Raw genomic sequence first — 21,690 nt, forward strand, 5'->3', positions numbered from 1 at the left:
TTTTTTGACGACCTACGGTAGGTCGTTTTTTGGGGGTGCCTCTTCCCCTTATCCCAAGCGGGTATTCCCCCTGGGGCTTATCCCTCGTGATGGAGTATGCCTTCGCCCTAGGGGCGGAAGCTCCGTCACCTCGTTTCTACTAGGCTTTTCGTACATTTGTATCCTAAATTAACGTTATTGACGGATACTAGCTATTCGATAAGCGAACCAATATGAACATATCCTACGATCTACTGCGACGCTATGTAGCCACTGATCTGACTCCAGACGAAGTCGCTACGGCACTCACCTCTATAGGTCTAGAGGTAGGAGGAGTAGAAGAAGTCGAATCTATACCTGGAGGGCTCAAGGGGCTGGTCATCGGTCGGGTCTTGACCTGCGAGGTACATGCCAACTCTGACCACCTCCACGTCACCACGGTAGATATAGGAGGCGAAGCCCCCCTACAGATCGTCTGTGGCGCTCCCAACGTAGCTGCAGGCAAAGCCGTCGTCGTAGCGACTCTAGGCACCGTCCTAGGCTCGGGCGATGAGACCTTCACCATCAAGAAGAGCAAGATCCGTGGCGTAGAGAGCTTCGGCATGCTCTGCAGTGAGGTGGAGATCGGCGTAGGGTATGACGATAGTGGTATCATCCTGCTGGATGCCGATAGTGTCCAGGTAGGTACGCCCGCTGCCGAGTACTTCGGCGTGAGCTCCGACACGGTGATCGAGGTGGACATCACACCCAATCGTGTCGATGCTACTTCGCACTACGGCGTCGCTCGTGACCTAGCTGCTTATCTGACCCAGCGAGGGAAGCCCACGGTGGCTACCCTCCCCGAGGTCATCGCTTCTCCCGAGGGAGCTTGTCCCCTCCCCGTGTCCATCGAAGTCGATCCTACCCTGTGTCCTCGCTTCGAAGGGCTCGTGATCCGTGGCCTGAAGGTCACAGAGAGCCCCGACTGGCTACGACATACTCTGGAGACGCTCGGCCTGCGTCCGATCAATAATGTCGTCGACGTGACGAACTTCGTCCTCCATGAGTTCGGTCAGCCCCTGCATGCCTATGATCTGGAGAAGACCGCTGGCGCTCTCTCGGTGAAGCTCGCCGGTGAGTGCAAGATGACCCTCCTGGACAAGAGCGAAGTGACCCTCTCTGATCGTGACCTCGTCATCGCCTCGAAGACGGGCGAGCCGCTCTGTGTCGGTGGCGTGATGGGTGGCCTAGATTCGGGTACGACGGAGACGACGACGGATATCTTCCTCGAGGCCGCGAACTTCAACGCTACCTCGGTGCGTAAGACCGCCCGTCGCCTAGGTGTCAATAGCGACTCCTCCTTCCGCTTCGAGCGAGGCCTTGATCCCAATCGTACGACTTGGGCGCTCCTTCGTGCTGCCTCCCTCATACTGGAGCTTTGCCCAGGGAGCTATATCGATGGCGGACGCTTCGACCACTATCCCGTCCAGGCAGAGCCCTACGCCGTAGAGCTTAGCCTCAGCCGTATGGATAGCCTCATCGGTAAGGTCATCCCCCGAGATGAGGTAGAGCGCATCCTCCGCAGCCTAGAGATCGAGATCGTCTCTCAGAGCGGAGACCTCTGGAGCCTACGTGTGCCCCGCTATCGTATCGACGTGACCCGTGAGGCCGACGTCATCGAGGAGGTCATGCGTATCTATGGATACAATAATATCGAGCTCAGTGGCTACATCCATGCCAACCTCAGCGCTAAGGGGCCCGTCGACCGAGCCTACAGCCGTCGCCTACTCCTCTCTGAGCAACTCACGGGAGCTGGCTTCAATGAGCTCTTGAATAATTCGCTCTCTTCGGAGGCTTACTACGAGGGGCTGACCTCCTACCCACAGGAGAAGCTCGTACAGCTGGTCAATCCCCTCAGTGGCGAACTCAATGTCCTTCGCCAGACGCTCCTCTTCGGTGGGCTCTCTGCGATCAGCCGTAATCTGCGTCGCCAACAGAAGAGCTTCTACTACTACGAGTGGGGGAACTGCTACATGGCTGCCCCCGAGGTAGAGAAGTCCACCGCTACGACACTTGCCGGCTACCGGGAGACGCAGTACCTTGGTCTCTGGATCGCTGGTGAGCGAGTACAGAATAGCTGGGTTCACCCTGACGAGCCTGCTTCTCCCTTCGAGCTCAAGGCCCACATTCTACACCTCCTAGAGCGACTAGGAGTAGGGGAGCGTAGCCTGAAGGCCGAATTCGTAGAGCTGGATATCTTCTCAGGGAAGGGCTATGCTTACCGCACCTTCGACGGCAAGGAGATCGCTGTCCTTGGGCAGGTGAAGCCCGCCCTGCTTGCTAAGTGGGACATCGACCTACCTGTGTACTATGCCTCCGTCAACTGGGAGCTACTGAATCGTCTGGCCGACCGTACGAAGGTCGAGATCACTGAGCTACCGAAGTTCCCCGTCGTACGCCGAGATCTCTCGCTACTGATCAATGCTGAGACGACCTTCGCCGAGCTGGCAGAGGTAGCTCGCCGTACGGAGAAGAAGCTACTGAAGGACTGCACCCTCTTCGATGTCTATGAGGGGAAGAACCTCCCCGCAGGTAAGAAGAGCTATGCCCTCTCCTTCTACCTTCAGGATACGGAGCGCACGATGAGCGACAAGCAGATCGATGCGATCATGGCGAAGATCCGCAAGAGCCTCGAAGATACCTTCGGAGCAGAACTAAGATAAGAGACCAACGAACAACCATCACGATAAGTTATTTATGGGAAGAGCATTTGAATATCGTAAAGCTCGTAAGATGAAGCGCTGGGGGAATATGGCCCGTGTCTTCACTAAGCTAGGTAAGGAAATCACGATCGCTGTCAAGGCTGGTGGCCCAGAGCCCGAGACTAACCCACGCCTGCGTGTGCTCATGCAGACAGCTAAGAAGGAGAACATGCCTAAGGAGAACGTCGAGCGTGCTATCAAGAAGGCTAGCTCTAAGGACTTCTCTGACTACAAGGAAATGAACTACGAAGGCTATGGCCCCTTCGGCATCGCTATCTTCGTAGAGACCGCTACGGACAATACGACTCGTACCGTGGCTAATGTCCGTAGCTACTTCAATAAGTTCGGTGGCAGTCTCGGTACATCGGGTAGCCTCGAATTCCTCTTCGATCACAAGTGCATCTTCCATATCGTGAAGAAGGAAGGCATGGATCTCGAAGAGCTGGAGCTGGAGCTCATCGACTACGGAGTAGATGAGCTGGAGGAAGACGAGAATGAGATCATCCTCTACGGCGCCTTCTCTGCTAATGCTCAGATCCAGTCCTACCTCGAAGAGGCGGGCTATGAGATCACTTCGGCCGAATTCGTACGTCTACCGAACGATACCAAGCCTGTCACAGCAGAGCAACGTGAGACACTCGCCAAGCTCATCGATAAGCTCGAGGAAGATGAAGACGTGCAGAATGTCTTCACCAATATGCAGGAAGAGGAGGGCGAAGAATAACCTTCCACTCCGTCTAGACCATTAGCTAGTCCCCCGTCGTAGCTCCTCTCGAAGGTGGCTACGACGAGGGACTAGTTGCTTCTCAGTGTCTCGGTAGTTCGTCCTCGTAGACTCCCGCCCTTCTTCTCGGTAGGAGTGCTGGGCGGAATATCCTATCTTCGTAGGAGCGAAGAGGAAGCGAGGGGCTAGCTCTCAGCTGATCTTCCCCTTCCGTGGTCGATCTCCTCGAGGAGCTAACAATGCAGTGAATATGAAAGGAATCATACTAGCAGGCGGTACAGGTACACGTCTCTATCCCATCACCAAGGGAGTGAGCAAGCAGCTACTCCCTATCTACGACAAGCCGATGATCTATTACCCAGCCTCGGTACTGATGCTCGCTGGGATCCGTGAGATATTGATCATCTCCACTCCCCAAGATCTCCCAGGCTTCCGTCGGCTACTCGGGGATGGAAGTGATTACGGAGTCTCCTTCAGCTATGCAGAACAACCTTCGCCCGATGGGCTAGCGCAGGCCTTCCTCATAGGAGAAGAGTTCATCGGTGACGACTCCGTCTGTCTGGTCCTTGGGGATAATATCTTCTACGGTATGTCCTTTAGCCAGATGCTTGTCCAGGCAGTGCGAGACGCTGATCAGGGATGGGCGACGATCTTCGGCTACAGAGTCAATGATCCTGAGCGCTACGGCGTGGCGGAGTTTGATGAAGCGGGGAACTGCCTCTCAATAGAAGAGAAGCCCAAGCACCCGAAGAGCAACTACGCTGTCGTAGGACTTTACTTCTATCCCAATGAAGTCGTCCAGGTAGCTAAGGGCGTGAAGCCCTCTGCTCGTGGAGAACTCGAGATCACTTCGGTCAATGAAGCCTTCCTCCGGCAAGGCAATCTGAAGGTGCAGACCCTAGGACGAGGCTTCGCTTGGCTCGATACGGGCACGCATGATTCCCTTTATGAGGCTTCGACCTTCGTAGAGACGCTGGAGAAGCGTCAGGGTCTCAAGATCGCTTGCTTAGAAGAGATCGGCTACCATCAAGGCTGGATCGACGAGGAGCATCTCAGAGAGATCGGCGAAACACTGAGCAAGAACCAGTACGGGCAGTACTTACTCTCGCTCCTTCCTACGAACCGCTAGAGCCCCATTCTCTTGATGGATACAGCGAGATCATGAATGTAATCCCCACCGCTATCGAAGGAGTCCTGATCCTAGAGCCTCGTATCTTCGGGGACGATCGTGGCTACTTCTTCGAGTCGTTCAGTGCAGCTTCCTTCCGAGAGCAGGTCTGTTCCACGGACTTTGTCCAAGACAACGAAAGCTTCTCTCGCTACGGCGTCGTCCGTGGCTTACACTATCAGCTCCCGCCCTACGCCCAGAGCAAGCTGGTACGTGTCGTCCGTGGCTCCGTCCTCGACGTAGCTGTCGACCTCCGCCGTGGGTCAAAGACCTTCGGACAGCACGTAGCCGTGGAGCTGAGTGAACGTAATCACCGCCAGCTCTTCATTCCCCGAGGCTTTGCACACGGCTTCAGCGTGCTCTCGCCAGAAGTGATCTTCCAGTATAAGTGCGATAATTACTACGCTCCCGACAGCGAGGGTGCTATCGCATGGGACGATCCCGAGCTGGCGATCGATTGGCGTATCCCCGCCGATCACGTGATCCTCTCGGAGAAGGATAAGTACCATCCACGCCTCTCAGAGGCTAAGCTCCTCTTCGACATCAAGGACTCACTCTACTAGTAACTAAGCAATCCTATCTCTCTATGCAATATAAGCGCACCCTGCTGATCACGGGCGGAGCTGGATTCATCGGCTCACACGTTGTCCGTCTGATGGTGAATAAGTATCCCGACTACCGCATTATCAATCTGGACAAGCTGACCTACGCAGGCAATCTAGCCAATCTCAAGGACATCGAGCAAGCTCCGAACTACCTCTTCGTACGTGAAGATATCTGCGACTATGAGCGTATCCGTGAGGTGCTCAGGGAATATGAGGTCGACGGCATCATTCATCTCGCTGCCGAGAGTCATGTAGACCGCAGTATCCGTGACCCATTCACCTTCGCCAAGACCAATGTACTCGGCACGCTTTCACTACTACAGGCAGCCCGTGAAGTCTGGGAAGCTCGCCCCGAGAAGTATGAAGGTAAGCGCTTCTATCATATCTCTACCGATGAAGTCTATGGGACACTCGACTTCGATGGAGCGCTCTTCACCGAGACGTGTAAGTACGATCCGCACAGCCCTTATTCTGCGAGCAAGGCCTCCAGCGACCACTTCGTCCGTGCCTATCACGATACCTACGGGATGCCTACGCTGGTGACGAACTGCTCCAATAACTACGGCCCCTATCAGTTCCCCGAGAAGCTGATCCCGCTCTTCATAAATAATATCCGTCATGGCAAGCCCCTCCCCGTCTACGGTAAGGGAGAGAATGTCCGAGATTGGCTCTACGTCGTCGATCATGCACGGGCCATCGACCTGATCTTTCACGAAGGGCGCACGGCAGAGACCTATAACATCGGGGGCTTCAACGAGTGGAAGAATATCGACCTCATCAAGGTCTTGATCGCCACTGTGGATAGACTCCTCGGTAATCCCGAAGGACATTCGCTCCCACTCATCACATACGTGACCGACCGAGCGGGTCATGACCTCCGCTATGCTATTGACTCCACGAAGCTCCATAAGGAGCTGGGCTGGGAGCCAAGCCTACAGTTCGAGGAAGGTGTCGAACTGACGGTGCGCTGGTATCTTGAGAATCAGGACTGGCTTGATAGCATCACCTCGGGCGCCTACGAGACGTACTACGAGCAGATGTACCAAGGACGCTAATCTCCTACCTCTACTCTTGGTGAAGTCTTAGGTAATCCTTCGCCCGATTACACGTAACACCTAAGCCCATTACGGCGACTAAAAGGTTGATCTTCAGATGATGAAGGTCAGCCTTTCTTATATTCAGGAGGGTGGGGAATGGTAGTTTCCCGCTCCGTGGCGATGACTTCGCCTAAGGGGTGTGCTGAAGTTGCTCCTTCGATTACAGAGGAGCTCGAATACCTGATCAAGGGGATGCCTCTCCGATCACTTTTTTGCTCCTTCCTCATCTTCGGAGAGCTACGCCCCGAATTGTGAAAACGCTCAAAAGCTGATAACAAAAGGGCTCTTGAGGTTGTGGATAACTTTTTCTTCCGTGGGTGGGTAACCCTATGGATAAAACCTATACATTTGTTCTAGTTCCCTACCGAAGACCCTCCTTTTCTACCTATGTATGGGGGGCAATGGGGAATACCAAAACTACTATTAACGCAAGTCACGAAGTAAGAATTATGGGAAAAGAGGTGATCTATATCCTGAAGCGAGACGGGAGTGAACAGCCTTACGATGGAGAAAAGATCCGTGGGGCGATCCTCAAAGCTTACCGAGCTGCAGGACTACAAGATGAAGAAGAGAACGCACTGAAGATAGAAGCCAAGATCCAGATCGATCTAGGTCAGCGCTCGGGGCAAGTAGCTGTCGAAGAGATACAAGATCTCGTCGAGGCCGAACTCATGATCCTCGATCCTCAGGTGGCTAAGAAGTACATCATCTATCGTGAATGGCGCACCGTCGAGCGTGAGAAACGAACCACCCTCAAGCAGACGATGGACGGCATCGTCACGATAGAGAAGAACGACATCAACCTGGGGAATGCCAATATGAGTGCCTATACTCCCTCGGGTCAGATGATGACGTTCGCCTCCGAAGTGACTAAGGACTATGCGATGAAGTACCTGCTAGCTCCTCAGTATGCACGTGCACATGCGGCCGGAGATATCCACATTCACGACCTCGACTATTACCCTACCAAGACGGCTACCTGCGTGCAGTACGACCTCGAGGATCTATTTGAGCGGGGCTTCCATACGAAGAACGGGAGCATCCGCACACCGCAGAGCATCCAGAGCTATGCTACACTTGCGACCATCGTCTTCCAGACCAATCAGAACGAACAGCATGGAGGTCAGGCCATCCCTGCCTTTGACTTCTTCATGGCTCCAGGTGTGCGCAAGTCCTTCATCCGCCATCTCTCCGATCGTCTGCTGTATGCGCTGGCTCTGCTACGAGAAGAGTCCTTCGATACACAGCAGCGTCAGGCCTTCACTGACGATATACGAGCGCTCAATCCCAAGCTGTCGGCCTCCGAGGAAGCGATCCAGACACTCGCCGATCAGCTGAGATCGATCCACAAGGAACTACCTGATCGGGTCGTGCGCTTAGCTCTTGAGGAAGCTTATCGCAGGACAGAGCGGGACACGCATCAGGCTATGGAGGGCTTCATTCACAACCTGAACACGATGCATTCACGTGGAGGGAATCAGGTCGTCTTTAGTTCCGTCAACTACGGTACCGATACCTCCGAGGAGGGACGTATGGTGATCCGTGAGCTCCTCTCGGCTACGATCGAGGGTTTGGGTCAGGGCGAAGTACCTATCTTCCCGATACAGATCTTCAAGGTGAAGGAAGGCGTGAATTACACAGAGGCTGACTACGAGCTGGCTCAATCGGACTTCGCTGGTGCGCTGAAGGGTAAGTACACCTTCACTGCGCCCAACTTCGACCTCCTTCTGGCTGCATGCTGTACGACTTCGCATGCACTCTTCCCCAACTTCCTCTTCCTCGACACTCCGTTCAATAAGCATGAGCTCTGGCGTGCCGATGATCCCAAGCGCTACCTCAATGAGATCGCTACGATGGGATGCCGTACGCGCGTCTTCGAGAACCTGAACGGGCCCAAGACTTCTGTCGGTAGAGGCAACCTCTCCTTCACGACGATGAACCTGCCTCGTCTTGCGATCGAAGCCACGATCGAGGCTGGGCGAGACCTGCCTGAAGGGACAGCTCAGGAGCGCCAACAGAGAGCTAAGGAGTTCTTCCTTCGTTCGGTGAGGGAGGTCGCACGGTTCATTGCGGAGCAACTCTATCAGCGCTACCTCTACCAGCGGTCGGCACTAGCTCGCCAGTTCCCCTTCATGATGGGCAACGATGTCTGGAAGGGCGGGGCAAAGCTATCGCCACAGGAGGAGGTAGGAGACGTATTCAATAGTGGTACGCTCGGTATAGGCTTCCTCGGCGGACACAATGCCATGGTCGCCATCTATGGAGAAGGCCACGGCCGTAACCAAGAAGCTTGGGACACGCTCTACGAAGCTATCCAGGTGATGAACGAAGTCGTCCAGGAGTACAAGGAGAAGTACAAGCTCAATTACTCCGTACTCGCCACTCCCGCCGAAGGTCTCTCAGGGCGCTTCACCCGCATGGACCGCAAGCGCTATGGGGTGATCAAGGGCGTGAATGAACTAGACTACTACGTCAATTCCTTCCACGTCGACGTCAAAGAAGAAATAGGGATGTTCGAAAAGATCCGTCGTGAGGCGCCCTTCCACGCGATAACGCTCGGTGGACATATCAGTTACATCGAGCTAGATGGCGAAGCGAAGAAGAACGTATCAGTTATTCTCAAGCTCGTCAAGACGATGAAGGACGAGGGAATAGGCTACGGATCGATCAATCATCCTGTAGATACCTGCCAGTGCTGTGGCTATCGGGGCATCATCTACGACAAGTGCCCCGTCTGCAAGAGTGATCGCATCGCTCGTCTTCGCCGTATCACGGGCTACCTCACCGGGAGTCTCGAGAGCTGGAATTCCGCCAAGCAGGCCGAAGAGCGTGACCGTGTGAAGCACCATTAGCACCGATCACTCCCCCCACTACCCATAAGCGAAGATCCCGAGCTCTGGTGACGAGCCCGTCGCCAGAGCTCGGGTCTTTAGTGTCTACCTAATATCCCTCTCATCCTAACCTTAAAGCGGTGCGTCTGCTCAACGTCTATCGGGAGAGTATCAGTGATGGTCCCGGCCTTCGCTACTCGATCTATCTAGCTGGCTGTCGGCATGCCTGCCCGGGCTGTCACAATCCAGGGAGTTGGTCTGGCGATGGAGGAATCCCGCTGACAGAGGCAGTCCTCTCGGAGATCATAGAAGAGATCCGGACCAATCCCCTGCTGGATGGGATCACAGTCTCTGGTGGTGACCCCTTCTATGACCCTAAAGGCCTCGCCTCTCTCTTGAGTCGCCTACGCTCAGAGACCATGAAGAACATCTGGTGCTATACCGGCTTCACCATCGAATACCTGCTACGCTCCGAGGAGCATCGGCCTGCGCTCGACTACATCGACGTCCTCGTCGACGGGCCTTTCGTGCAAGCGCTCTTCGACCCACGACTCTATTTCCGAGGAAGTAGCAATCAGCGCCTCATCCAGATCGACCACACGCAGCCTCTGGGGGCTGAAGCCCTGACGATCCTCGATAGTGATTCCTTCGGCTAAGGCTTGCCCTGCCATCCTCCACTATAGTGTGTCTCGGGGCGGATAGCTTGCTGGTCCGTGCGCTTCTCATTACATTTGCTAGCCCGATTACAGCTTATTCATCCACTTACTGCGATTGATCGACCTATGATTTACGTGTTAGGAGCGCTCTGCTTCCTTCTACTTCTCCTCTACGTACTTGAGACGAAGCGCTACAAAGCCTTATCCTCGGCCTCTGTCCAAGCGGAAGAGCAAAGGAGACAGGCCGAAGAGCGCCTGCTCCTAGCCCAGCGATCGCTCGAGGATACCAGAAGTCAGCTGGAGCAAGCTCGGCTTGAAGGGCAGGAGCGTGCGATCAGTCTGGCCTCGATGGGGTCAGAACTTCGGGGGGTGACAGACGAACTTGACCGCCTGCGCTCATCGTACTCCGAGCTCCAGCAGACGGCTACCGACACCGCCCTTCGCCTATCATCCACCGAGACCCAGCGGGCTAGCCTCGTGGCCGAACTAGAGAAACTCCAGGCGGAGAAGTCGCACCTCGTCGAGGAGCTACGGGATAGCTTCCGTTCGGTAGCTAGTGATATCATGCGGGAGCGTACGGAGGACCTTGACAAACGTGCTAAGGAGACGCTCTCACCTCTGAGAGAAGACCTGAAGCGCTTCGGTGAGCAGGTGGAGAAAGCTTATACAGACGAGTCTCGAGAGCGCTTCAGTCTCAAGGATTCTATCGAGAAGCTCATCCTCCGCAGTCAGGAGATCAGCGATGAGACTACGAGCCTCACGCGTGCACTTCGTGGAGATAGCAAGGTGCAGGGCGACTGGGGCGAACTGATCTTAGAGCGTATCCTCGACCAGAGTGGCCTGATCCGTGGCGAGCATTACTTCGTGCAGGAGACGCTACGTGATGAGACGGGCTCCGTCATCACGACCGAAGAGAACCGTGGGGGGCTGAGACCCGATGTCATCGTACGCTACCCCAACCGTGGCGCTGTGGTCATCGACAGCAAGGTCAGCCTGACGGCCTACACCCGATATGTCGCAGCGGAGACCGACGCTGACCGTACGGTCGCCCTTCGTGACCACATCACGAGCCTCAAGAAACATATCCAGGAGCTCTCAGGTAAGAAATATGAGGAGTACGCTCTCGGCTCAGCGAACTTCGTCATGCTATTCATCCCCAACGAACCAGCCTATACGCTCGCCCTGACAGAAGAACCAACGCTCTGGGAAGAGGCCTATCGCAAGAATGTCGTCCTGATCAACGGGACGAATCTCATCGCAGCACTCCGGATGGCACAGGATATGTGGCAGCGAGATAGCCAGCAGCGCAACGTCATGCAGATCGTAGACGAGGCGGGGAAGCTCTATGATAAGTTCGCCACCTTCACCGAAACCTTCCTCAAGATCGAAAGCAAACTCTCCGATGCACAGTCAGCTTTCGCCGAAGCTAAAGGCCAGCTCCGAGATGGCCGTGGTAATGTCTTAGGTCGCTTTGATAAGCTGAAGACGCTTGGAGCCAAGACGAAGAAGGCGCTACCGACTGCTCTCCAGCCTTCGGACGATACACCCGAGGACGAAGACTAAGCCAGACCTCGACGAACCAGGCGCAATGGAGCGCCCCATCACCTGAAGATCTAGGTGTGGGGCGCTCCATTGCGCCTGGTCGCTCCCGCTCATGCGGGCTCTTCCTTCGGCTAGGACGGAGGTGCATCACAGTGCTTACAGCGCAGACCTTCCCTCTGAAATCGCTAATTTTGTGAGATAAAAGCTTAAACGACTATTTATATACACGACTACGATGGCTAAATCTAAGGACGATAAGAAGCGTGCTGGCCTCATCCCTGAGCCTACACTTCGTCGACTCCCGTGGTATCTCTCCTTCGTCAAGCTCCTACAGACCGAGGGGCATAAGTATGTGTCTTCGCCCCGCATCGCCTCTGGTGTCGGCGTAGATGCAGCGCTGGTGGCTAAGGATTTATCATATGTCGAGCTCCAGGGTCGCACACGTGTCGGCTACGAGACCGAAGCATTGATCAGCTACTTAGAGGAATTCCTAGGCTTCACACAGCGTCATCGAGCCTTCCTCATCGGCGTGGGTAGCCTCGGATCGGGGCTTCTGGCGGACAAAGGACTTCGTCAGTTCGGGCTGGAGATCACGGCAGGCTTCGACGTAGCAGAGGAGATCGTCGGCACAGAAGTGGCTGGCGTGCCCGTCTATCACATCAATGAGCTGGCCACACGTATCGAAGCTGAGGGTGTGCAGATAGCCATCCTCACCGTGCCTATCCTGCAAGCTCAGCACATGACAGACCGTCTGGTGCGGGCCGGTATCCGTGCGCTGTGGAACTTTACACCAGTGCGCATCCAGACTCCAGAGCCAGTCGTCGTGCAGAATACCTCGATGTACGCCCATCTTGCCCTTATGTTCACCCGCCTGAAGTCCGCTCTCCGAGGCGACCGAGAGGCTTAAAGCTGCCGACTTTACCCGCACATGAAGATCCTTGGCGTTGGCTTCAACTACCGCTCGCATTGCACGGAAGCTCCGGCTATCGGCTTGCCCGAACAGGCAGAAGCGGAAGCTCCGCTCTTCTTCCACAAGGGCGATGCTCTGCTCAAGCCACACACCCCCTTCTTCCTTCCTGATATGGGTTCCTCGATCGAATACGAAGCGGAGCTCGTCCTACAGATCTGTCGGGTGGGGAAGCGGATCGCCGAGCGCTTCGCACACCGCTATTACCAGCGAGTGACCGTGGGGATCGACTTCACCGCACGGGATATCCAGCGCCGAGCTATGGCCGAAGGGAAGCCTTGGCTTTCGGCAAAGGTCTTCGATGGCTCCGCAGTCGTCGGCCAGTGGCTGGACAAGACGGAGCTCGGTTACCCAGAGCGTCCGATCCCCTTCTCACTGAAGGTCGATGGACGGGTGGTACAAGCGGCCGACAGCTCCGAGATGATCCACGGCTTCGATCGGCTGATCGCCGAGGTAAGTCGCTTTCAGACGCTTCGCATGGGCGACCTGATCTTCACGGGCACGCCTGCAGGCGTCGGGCCGATTGCTATTGGGCAGACGCTCGAAGGCTTCATCGGCGAGCATAAAGTGCTACATCTCCCGATCAAGTAAGCGAGCTAAGGTCGCTCCCACTGACTTCTATCCACCGCACGATGCCGAGGGAATCCTTTCCCTCGGCATCGTCGTTTCTCCCCCTCCTCACTGCGCTTCCCCTGCCAGCGTATTGCGGTGCTTGGGCGAAGGTATTGACCGTTCCCCCGTACTCTATTGACTCTTCGCCCGCACTTAATAGGGAGGGCGAAGGAGCTCACGTTATATCGTGAATGAAGACTATAGGGTGGAGCGAAAAACTTCCTTTACCATCTCCGTTTTTTAGCGAATCAAGCAGAAGGATCATGCAAATTAAGTAGGAGATTAGTACGTATTAGTCTTCGGTTTAATAGGTATTAGTAGCCAATTTAATACGTATTATTCTCGAAGATAATACGATTGAATGCTCAAAGTCAATCGATATATCTTAGAAGAAATATCGATCGAATTAAGATATTCGAACGTTTCATATCTCTGATTCAATCGTTCGATTTATCCAATTCGAACGTTTGATTTGAAAGAATCAAAGGTTTGAATAGTCAAAGAGATCATAATCATTTGCTGTGAAATGTCTTCTCTTTTCTTGTGGAATGCCTTTTGTTCCTTCGTAGGACGTCCTTTATTCCTCTGTGGAATGTCTTTTATCCCTTTCCCGAACGTACTTTCTTCTTGAGGTAGACAGCCTGCATTCTTCACGGCGCCATACCGTTAGCGCTGGAGTTCCTTTGGGCTGGACATCTCCTTCCTTTGGCTATCTTTGCTCCATCACCAATTAGATCTCGACACGTATGACACAGCGAACGACCAGCTTCTTCACCTTGTCAGCGGTGATGCTGAGCTTCTTTGCGATGGGATTTGTGGACTTAGTGGGCATTGCCTCTAATTATGTCCAGAAGGACCTTAGCTTGACAGACACTCAAGCCAATCTATTCCCCTCCCTCGTCTTCTTCTGGTTCCTCTTATTCTCAGTGCCAACGAGCATGTTGATGAATAAGATCGGGCGCAAGAAGACGGTACTTCTGAGTCTTGTTGTGACAGTGCTTTCCCTGCTGATGCCGTTACTCGGGGAGAGCTACTGGGTGATGCTCCTGAGCTTCTCCTTACTTGGGATCGGGAATGCCATCATGCAGACTTCGCTCAATCCGCTACTGAGCGACCTGATCTCAGCCGATAAGCTCGCCAGTAGCCTGACCTTCGGGCAGTTTGTCAAGGCTATTGCCTCCTTCCTAGCGCCACTTATCGCTTCGTGGGGCGCTACACAGGCGATCCCCGAACTAGGACTCGGCTGGCGAATCCTCTTCCCGATCTACACCGCTATCGGTGTGCTCAGCGTCCTAGCGCTCAATGCCACCAAGCTCACTCATGAGAGTCGCAGTGAGTCGGTCAGCTTAGGCGACTGTCTACGTCTATTATCCAAGCCCGCCATCCTCTTCTGCTTCCTCGGGATCATGTGCCACGTCGGGATCGATGTGGGTACCAATACCGTCGGGCCTAAGGTCTTGATGGAGCGCCTGGGTATGACACTCGACGATGCTGCATTCGCTACGATGCTCTACTTTATCTTCCGTACGGCGGGGTGTTTCACGGGATCTATCCTGCTGAGGATGGTATCCAGCCGAGTCGTCTTCGGGATAAGTGTCCTGATGATGCTCGCAGCGATGGTAGTCCTATCGATGTCGCACCATCAGATACTCCTGTATGTAGCCATTGCCTTAGTGGGACTGGGGAATAGCAATATCTTCTCCATCATCTTTGCTCATGCCCTAGGTCAAGCACCCGAACATAAGAATGAGGTCAGTGGTCTCATGATCATGGGGATCTTCGGTGGTACGGTCTTCCCCCTCTTGATGGGCTATGCCAGTGACTGGATCGGACAAGCCGGAGCTGTATGTGTGATGCTCGGCGGGGTGATCTACCTGCTCTTCCTCACGGCTAAGCTAGCGAAGTAGCTCCTTCCCCTTCCCCTGCAGTAGGGTACAGGTACCTTCGGCACACATCACTAGCAGATAATGGTGTGTGCCGAATGCTTTATACAGCTTCGCCCCGTCGCAGAGGACGAGGCGAAGCTGTCGAATAATGGGGGAGAAGGATAGGATACGTCGGGCCTTAGACAAAGAGATCGGCGATGATCCCATCAGAGATGAAGACACCCGAGGGCGTGAGACGAAGGACGCCCGACTGGTCAGTCAGCTTCCCAGCTTCGAGATGCGGGCGAGCGTCGTGAAGGAGCGCTTCGGGTGCCTTTCCTCCAAAGAGCTCCTGATATTCCTCCAGCGAGATGCCCCACTGCGTGCGAAGGCGGGTCATCACATACTCATGCTGGAGCTCCTCATCGGAGAGATGCTCCTCTTCGTACGGCCTGCGCCCTGAGAGTAGCTCCGTAGTGTAGGTCTTCAGGGACGGGACATTGTAGGAGCGAGTACGGCGACCATCGAAGCTGTGTGCCGAAGGGCCAAAGCCTAGATACGGGACTCCCTGCCAGTAGCCGGTATTGTGTCGGGCATGAAGTCCAGGTAGGGCGAAGTTGGAGATCTCGTAATGTTCGTAGCCCGCTGCCCGTAGTTCGTCGATCAAGATCTGGAAGAAGAGGAGGCTCGCTTCCTCATCCACGGGCTTGACCTTACCACGCTCGACGAGGCGAGTCAAGGCAGTCCCTTCCTCATAGATCAAGTGATAGGCGGAGAGATGAGGTACACCGAGGGATAGGAATTCCTTGATATTTGCCCGCCACTTAGCCTCTGTCTGCCTCGGGAGTCCATAGATCAGATCGAGGCTGAGATTGGTGATGCCGCACTGACGAAGGGCACGGATGGCCGAGTGAACTTGCTGAGCCGAATGGCGTCGATTGAGGAAGGTGAGGTCATCGGCGTCAAAGCTCTGCACACCCATACTCACTCGGTTGATCGGGAGCGAAGCTAAGCCCTCGGCATAAGCTTCTGTCACGTCATCGGGATTACATTCGATCGTGATCTCTCCTTCGTACGAGGAGGCGTAGAGCTCCGAGATGAGCGAGAAGATCAGCCGAAGCTCCTCTATGGTGAGTAGCGAAGGTGTCCCACCACCCAAGTAGATATGTTCAATGTGTTCCCCCTCAGGGAGCTCGTCCCGACGTAGTCGGAGCTCCCCTAGTAGGGCAGTGAGGAAGTCCCTTCGCCAGCGTCCACCCACCTGTGTGTAGAAGTCACAGTAGGAGCAACGGCTAGCGCAGAAGGGGATGTGTAAGTAGAGGTTCATGTTATCGCCTCATAGCTCGGAGCTCCATCTTGAGCTCGGAGATGCGACGTGATAGACCTTCGAGGCAAGGTGTAGAGACTCCGAAGCGATTGACTGCTTCGATACCGAACTCTACTACCTCTGCTCCCTCGAAGTCCTCTAGGTGAAGCTTGCACTGAGTAGCAGAGAGACGCTCGGCGAGGATGGTGGCCTGGCGGCGTCCTTCGCTATCGGTCGTCGTGGCCCAGAGGCGGTAGGTGATCCCTTGCTTTGATGCGCCCTCGGGGAGTGACCACGAGAGGAGGAATTCCCTCGGATCAATTGGGGTGATCGTAAGGGCTCGTGGGGTAGCTGGCTTTGACTTCAACCCTCGGGCGAAGGCCAAAGGTAGTGCCTGCCTTCTGAAGGCATCACGGATGACTCTTCGGGTAGCTGGGAAGCTCGTCCCCGTATGTGCCTCACGGAAGAAGCATACGCCCGACAGTCCTACTTCACGCTCCTCTGCTATCTGCTCTTCGATGACGCTCTCGGGCCATCCTGTCTCTTCGACACGATAGGGCGCTAGGCCCGCTACGACGGGGATGTAGCGAGCGACATAGTCCTTCCACTCTCGGAGGAAGGGGCTATAGAGATCATCCCTATAGTACATCATCGGTACGACGAAGTCGACAAGCCCTTCCTTCCCCCAGGTCTCGGGATCTTGGTGCACGGATTCGTAGGCCGTCCAGCCGTGGGAGCGTCCGAGGTCGGAGATCTTCTTGAGTTTCCCCAGAGGTGCGACACTGACGAGGGCATCAGAGCCTACTGCCTGGAGTGAATCCCGCACTTCACGAAGCTGGCGAGTGAGGTTGGATCGGCGCCAAGCACTGCGGTCGGAGTAGCTCTCTCCGTAGCGCTGGTAGCTGGCGCCATCAGCGAAGCGCTCCGCTCCCTCAGGATAGCGGAAGTAGTCGAAGTGGATCCCATCCACGGGGTATCTACGCACAAGGTCCGCCACGAGATGGGCGATGTAGGTGCGTACCTCGGGATGCCCGGGGTCGAGGTGATAAGAGCCCTTGTGAGCAATAGCCCAGGACGGGTGATCTCGGAGAATAGGGTGGGGAGCTCGCTTCGATGAGGAGAGTGGGTAGGTCACGAGCCAAGCGTGTAGGCTTAGCCCACGCTCATGGCAGGCCTTGATGGCGAACTGCACAGGATCGTAATCTCCGAAGAAGCCTTCGCCAGCGAAGCGTGTGGAGAGAGGCTCGTAGTCGGAGGGGTAGATGACCGTCCCGCTGTGCCGTAGCTGGAGGAAGACGGTATTGTAGCCATCCGACTTGAGGCGGTCGAGGATACGAAGGAGCGACTCCTTCTGTCGGCGCACGCCATCAGGGGTATCTGCTTGGTCGCGGGGCCAGTCAAGGCCATAGACTGTCGTGAGCCAAACGGCACGCATCTCCTCACGGATCGAGTCGCCAGCAGGGCGTACCCAGCGGGGCTCTTCTGTGGGAGGAGTGATGACGATAGGTACTTGGGATGGAGGAGTGGGCTCTGGGGTGTGGGGCTTCTTAGTACCGCAGCTAGCGAGGCTCAGGAGCAGTGCACCACAGAGGAGGGCGAATAGCTTCGTCGTGGTCATCCCTTAGTGATAGGCGATATTGTCGATCAGGCGCACCTCACCGCAGAAGACGGTGATGCAGCCATGAGGGGCAGGGCTATCGCTCCAGGATGCGATGGGCTGAAGGCTATCGGTATCTACGATCTCGAAGTACTCGACACGCAGGTGGGGCACGGCATTGATCTGCTCTGTCACACGCTCGATGACCTGCTGGGGGCTCATCTCCTTAGCCCAAGAGCGGCTCTCGGAGAGTATGCGGTAGATCTGGGGAGCTTCACGGCGCTCTTCGGCAGAGAGACGGACATTGCGACTGCTGAGGGCTAGTCCATCGGCTTCACGGACGATGGGGCAAGCGATGATTTCCACAGGGCTACCGATGAGGCGGACCATAGCACGGATGACGGCGATCTGCTGGAAGTCCTTCTCGCCGAAGTAGGCGCAGTCGGGGCGGACGATGTCGAAGAGTCGGGAGACGACCTGCATGACGCCGTTGAAGTGCCCAGGGCGGTAGCGCCCCTCCATCACCTCTGCTACGGCACCGACATCGAAGGTACGGGTATCCTCCTCGGGATAGATGGTGCTGACCTCAGGAGCGAAGAGTGCCGAAGCACCGACCGAAGCCAGGAGCGTGCTATCAGCCTCGAGGGTGCGGGGATAAGTCTCTAGGTCACGAGGATCATTGAACTGCGTGGGATTGACGAAGACGCTGACGATGCAGCGGTCGCACTCACTCAGGGCTCGACGTACGAGGCTCAGGTGTCCAGCATGTAGGGCGCCCATAGTGGGGACGAAGGCGATGCGAAGCCCCTTGGCACGCTCCGCCTCTACGAAGGCCTGGAGGTCTTCGATGCTCTTATAGATATTCATTGGATGGGGTTAGGTCTTGGGTTGGGGTTATTTCTTGCTCAGTGAGCCCTGAGCTACGAGATATTCAGCGATTTGTACGGCATTGAGGGCAGCGCCCTTCTTGATCTGATCGGATACACACCAGAAGGTGATGCCCTTGGGCGAACTGAGATCTCGGCGCAGTCGTCCTACGTAGACAGGATCCTTCTCGGCGATGAAGAGGGGCATAGGGTATACCTGATCCTCTGGGTCATCCTGCAGGACGATCCCAGGGGCCTTGCGGAAGGCCTCCCGCACGGCGTCGAGTTCCAGGGGCTCGGTAGTCTCTACCCAGATGGCTTCGGAGTGCGCACGGGTCACGGGCACACGGACGCAGGTAGCGCTGACCTGTAGGTCGCTGTGCATGATCTTGCGGGTCTCGTGGTACATCTTCAGCTCCTCCTTGGTATAGTCATCGTCGGCGAAGACGTCGATCTGAGGGATGAGGTTGTAGGCAAGCTGATAGGCGAACTTCTTGACCTCTGGCTCTTCTCCCCGACCGATAGCACGGATCTGCTCGTCGAGCTCGGCCATACCACGAGCACCGGCTCCGCTAGCGGCTTGGTAGGTAGCTACGTGTGCCCGCTGGATGGGGGAGAGCTGATGGATGACGTTGAGCGCCACGACCATCTGGATGGTCGTGCAGTTGGGGTTAGCGATGATCCCCCGGGGACGGACCAGGGCATCGGCGGCGTTGACCTCGGGTACGACCAGCGGTACATCGCTGTGCATACGGAAGGCACTGGAATTGTCGATCATCACGGCGCCGTGCTTGGTGATGGTCTCTGCGTACTCGAGGGAGACGCTCCCGCCTGCCGAGACGAAGGCGACGTCTATATCTCGGAAGTCATCGCCGTGCTGGAGCTGGCGGATGGTATATTCCTTCCCACGGAAGGTGATCTGCTTCCCAGCGCTACGCTCAGAGGCAAAGAGTTCTAATCGGTCTATTTTGAGGGAGCGTTCGCTCAGGACACGGAGGAACTCCTGTCCTACTGCTCCGCTGACACCGACTATAGCTACGTTCATTGGCTGAAGTTCGGTTTATCTAAGTGAGATGAGTGGCCCCCTCTGGGAGGAAGGAGCCCTATGGGGCAAGGCTTTTCACTAGGGGAAGCCTTGCCCTTTGTCAGGCACAAAGGTACGAAGAAACACTGGACTCCAGCCCGTAGCCTGAGCTGTGGCTTAGGCGGGGAGGGGAGCCTGAGGTGACAGGCCGAGGAGCATCGGCATGTAGAGGCGTATCTGGGTCTCTGTCAGGGCGTCGGAGTGGGCGATGAGCGCATGGATCTCCTCAAGGGATACGCCGGTGAGGCTGGTACCTACACTTCGGGCGATACGCTCCTGCCGCTCCGAGGGGAAGCGTCGCTGGAGCTCAGCCCAGCCGATCGACTCCTGTAGCTTCTTCAGCAGGAGCTGGTAGATCTCCGTATCCTTCTTCCCCTTGGCCTCCTTCAGGCTAGCGATCTCCTCCTCGGTGATGCCGTGGGAGCGCCATACGTCGGGGTGGATATTGTCATCCTTCAGGTTAGTGACGAAGCCCTCGAGGAGTCGGGGGCAACAGTCCCATTCGAGCGGGATGTAGGCGAAGTGCTCCTTGCCGATGTAGGTCTCATAGAGATTGTCTGAGCGCTGCATCCTCTTCACCCGCTCGACGACGAGGAAGATGGTGTTGATGGCTAGGTTGAAGATGTTCGTCGTCGTGCTGGCGGTGACGACCCCGTTCCCCGCATCGCTGACGATGACATAGCCGGTACGGAAGCGACTCTTGTCGTGGGTGAGCTTGTGCGTGCCCTGATTGTCATAGGCACCGCCGTCGATGAGCTTGGGTGGCTCGGGCTGGGTGGGGCAGTCGGCGTAGGACGCTCTGAGGTACTTGCGCTGGATGGTGATCGGGGTGAAGCCGTAGGGTACGCACGAGGAGGCCATGACGGCTCGTGCGATGGGGAAGCTATCGGCATGGAAGATCGACTTCCCCCCGATGCGGTAGACATATTCGCCCATGAAGCCCTTGGAGAAGGTGAAGGGGAGTTGGGTGGCTAGGTTGGTCGAATTGATACAGACGACAGGGCTCTCGGGGAGATCTCCCAGCGTCTTGCCTCCGAAGAACACCTTATTATATAGGCGGGTGATCAGCTTGCTCGTCGGTAGGGTGATGAAGGAATGCTTCAGGAAGAGGATGAGGAGGGCAAAGAGCGAGATGATCCCGAAGAGGGTAGCGCCGAAGCCCGAGAGGGTAGGGTACTGAGGGAGGAGGGCATGGATCAAGACTCCAGCAAGATAGCCGAGGGCGAAGGAGAGGAGGAGCAGGACAAGGCCTGCCGTACCTGCGTAGACGAAGGAGCTCCAGAGGACGCCCCGACGTAGGCGGGCGATCAGTCCCGCCTCGAAGCGCTCATAGTCCGCTCGGTGCAGGGCGTAGTAGGCCGCTGTGATCGAGCCTCCCGAGACGGAGGAGAGGATGTCCACGTGATCGAGGATGCCGAGACGATGGAGGGCACGTAGGGTGCCTATGTGATAGGTGGCTGCTCGGTAGCCACCGCCAGATAGGGCTAAGCCGATCTTCTTGCCGAGGTAGCTCATGGGTAGGATGGGTGTGGTGTGAGGGAGGATGGGTAGGCGTAGGCCGAGGAGGGGGATCACCGTCGGGTGAACCACAGGGAGCAGGTCTCCTCAGTGCGGGCGAGGCGTAGACAGGGCATAGGCGATCAGGTGCGTTGGGTGTCGGGTGCGCTGAGCCCCTCAGGGCTCTAGGACAAAGCTACAAAAATGCTCGCTAAGTAGGGTCTCTACCCATACTTCCCTTCCCTCGGGAGGAGAGCGCCTGGCTCGTCTCGGGGCGCAATCAGGAGGCCACTTCTCAGTCCCCTCTGGAGACCCCAAAAAGGGATCCACGGTAGGTCGCCAGAGCGACCTACCGTGGGTCGGTGAGACGACCTACAGTAGGTTTTTTCGACGACCACCGTAGATCCCTTTTTGCCCCCTCTGAAAGGCGCTCCACAAGCGGGCTATACGACTTCGTTTTTTTGCTGGTTGGATTGTCACGAAAACTACTACCTTTGAGTATCACTTTGCTCTCACACATGCTTATTATGAAACACGCTCGCATGCTCTGTGT

Annotated in this window: 16 protein-coding genes; 11 read left to right on the forward strand and 5 right to left on the reverse strand. The window is 56.0% G+C overall.

Features of this window, described 5'->3' with window-relative positions; genetic code table 11:
* Positions 1-212: 212 nt before the first annotated feature.
* The 11 genes from pheT (at position 213) to HMPREF1556_RS08515 (ending at position 14,829) form a co-directional block, all read left to right on the forward strand.
* Entirely contained in the window at positions 213-2,681 is a 2,469-nt protein-coding gene (gene pheT / locus HMPREF1556_RS08465; RefSeq protein WP_021668030.1) for a phenylalanine--tRNA ligase subunit beta, read from the forward strand.
* A 34-nt stretch (positions 2,682-2,715) separates the two neighbouring features.
* On the forward strand, positions 2,716-3,444 hold the full coding sequence (locus HMPREF1556_RS08470; RefSeq protein ID WP_021668031.1) for a YebC/PmpR family DNA-binding transcriptional regulator: 729 nt from the start codon (positions 2,716-2,718) through the stop codon (positions 3,442-3,444).
* Positions 3,445-3,694: 250 nt separating this feature from the next.
* Positions 3,695-4,573 carry a glucose-1-phosphate thymidylyltransferase RfbA gene (gene rfbA, locus HMPREF1556_RS08475; RefSeq protein WP_021668032.1) on the forward strand — a complete coding sequence of 293 codons (879 nt, stop codon included), beginning with the start codon at positions 3,695-3,697 and terminating at the stop codon, positions 4,571-4,573.
* Between the two features lie 32 nt (positions 4,574-4,605).
* Entirely contained in the window at positions 4,606-5,175 is a 570-nt protein-coding gene (rfbC, locus tag HMPREF1556_RS08480; RefSeq protein ID WP_021668033.1) for a dTDP-4-dehydrorhamnose 3,5-epimerase, read from the forward strand.
* Between the two features lie 23 nt (positions 5,176-5,198).
* Entirely contained in the window at positions 5,199-6,272 is a 1,074-nt protein-coding gene (gene rfbB, locus HMPREF1556_RS08485) for a dTDP-glucose 4,6-dehydratase (RefSeq protein ID WP_021668034.1), read from the forward strand.
* Between the two features lie 491 nt (positions 6,273-6,763).
* Positions 6,764-9,166 (forward strand): anaerobic ribonucleoside triphosphate reductase, encoded by a 2,403-nt coding sequence (locus HMPREF1556_RS08490; protein ID WP_044125420.1) that lies wholly within the window; start codon positions 6,764-6,766, stop codon positions 9,164-9,166.
* A 119-nt stretch (positions 9,167-9,285) separates the two neighbouring features.
* Positions 9,286-9,801, forward strand: coding sequence for an anaerobic ribonucleoside-triphosphate reductase activating protein (gene nrdG / locus HMPREF1556_RS08495; RefSeq protein ID WP_021668037.1), 516 nt, complete (start codon positions 9,286-9,288; stop codon positions 9,799-9,801).
* A gap of 126 nt (positions 9,802-9,927) precedes the next feature.
* Positions 9,928-11,364, forward strand: a complete 1,437-nt coding sequence (rmuC, locus tag HMPREF1556_RS08500) for a DNA recombination protein RmuC (protein ID WP_021668038.1) — start codon at positions 9,928-9,930, stop codon at positions 11,362-11,364.
* Positions 11,365-11,578: 214 nt separating this feature from the next.
* Complete coding sequence (locus HMPREF1556_RS08505; protein ID WP_021668039.1) at positions 11,579-12,250, forward strand: redox-sensing transcriptional repressor Rex; 672 nt, start codon at positions 11,579-11,581, stop codon at positions 12,248-12,250.
* 21 nt (positions 12,251-12,271) lie between these two features.
* On the forward strand, positions 12,272-12,901 hold the full coding sequence (locus tag HMPREF1556_RS08510; protein ID WP_021668040.1) for a fumarylacetoacetate hydrolase family protein: 630 nt from the start codon (positions 12,272-12,274) through the stop codon (positions 12,899-12,901).
* Between the two features lie 809 nt (positions 12,902-13,710).
* Positions 13,711-14,829 (forward strand): MFS transporter, encoded by a 1,119-nt coding sequence (locus tag HMPREF1556_RS08515; protein ID WP_157047528.1) that lies wholly within the window; start codon positions 13,711-13,713, stop codon positions 14,827-14,829.
* 157 nt (positions 14,830-14,986) lie between these two features.
* Here the strand turns inward: HMPREF1556_RS08515 and hemW are convergent, their stop codons facing one another.
* The 5 genes from hemW to HMPREF1556_RS08540 form a co-directional block, all read right to left on the reverse strand.
* Positions 14,987-16,114, reverse strand: a complete 1,128-nt coding sequence (hemW, locus tag HMPREF1556_RS08520; RefSeq protein WP_021668044.1) for a radical SAM family heme chaperone HemW — start codon at positions 16,112-16,114, stop codon at positions 14,987-14,989.
* A 1-nt stretch (position 16,115) separates the two neighbouring features.
* Positions 16,116-17,711, reverse strand: coding sequence for a family 10 glycosylhydrolase (locus HMPREF1556_RS08525; protein ID WP_021668045.1), 1,596 nt, complete (start codon positions 17,709-17,711; stop codon positions 16,116-16,118).
* 3 nt (positions 17,712-17,714) lie between these two features.
* Positions 17,715-18,557, reverse strand: coding sequence for a pantoate--beta-alanine ligase (gene panC / locus HMPREF1556_RS08530; protein ID WP_021668046.1), 843 nt, complete (start codon positions 18,555-18,557; stop codon positions 17,715-17,717).
* Positions 18,558-18,584: 27 nt separating this feature from the next.
* Positions 18,585-19,601, reverse strand: coding sequence for an aspartate-semialdehyde dehydrogenase (locus HMPREF1556_RS08535; RefSeq protein ID WP_021668047.1), 1,017 nt, complete (start codon positions 19,599-19,601; stop codon positions 18,585-18,587).
* Positions 19,602-19,757: 156 nt separating this feature from the next.
* Positions 19,758-21,215, reverse strand: a complete 1,458-nt coding sequence (locus HMPREF1556_RS08540; protein WP_232299053.1) for a patatin-like phospholipase family protein — start codon at positions 21,213-21,215, stop codon at positions 19,758-19,760.
* Positions 21,216-21,690 lie beyond the last annotated feature (475 nt).

Origin of the sequence: Porphyromonas sp. oral taxon 278 str. W7784, assembly GCF_000467855.2 — a bacterium.
GTDB lineage: Bacteria > Bacteroidota > Bacteroidia > Bacteroidales > Porphyromonadaceae > Porphyromonas.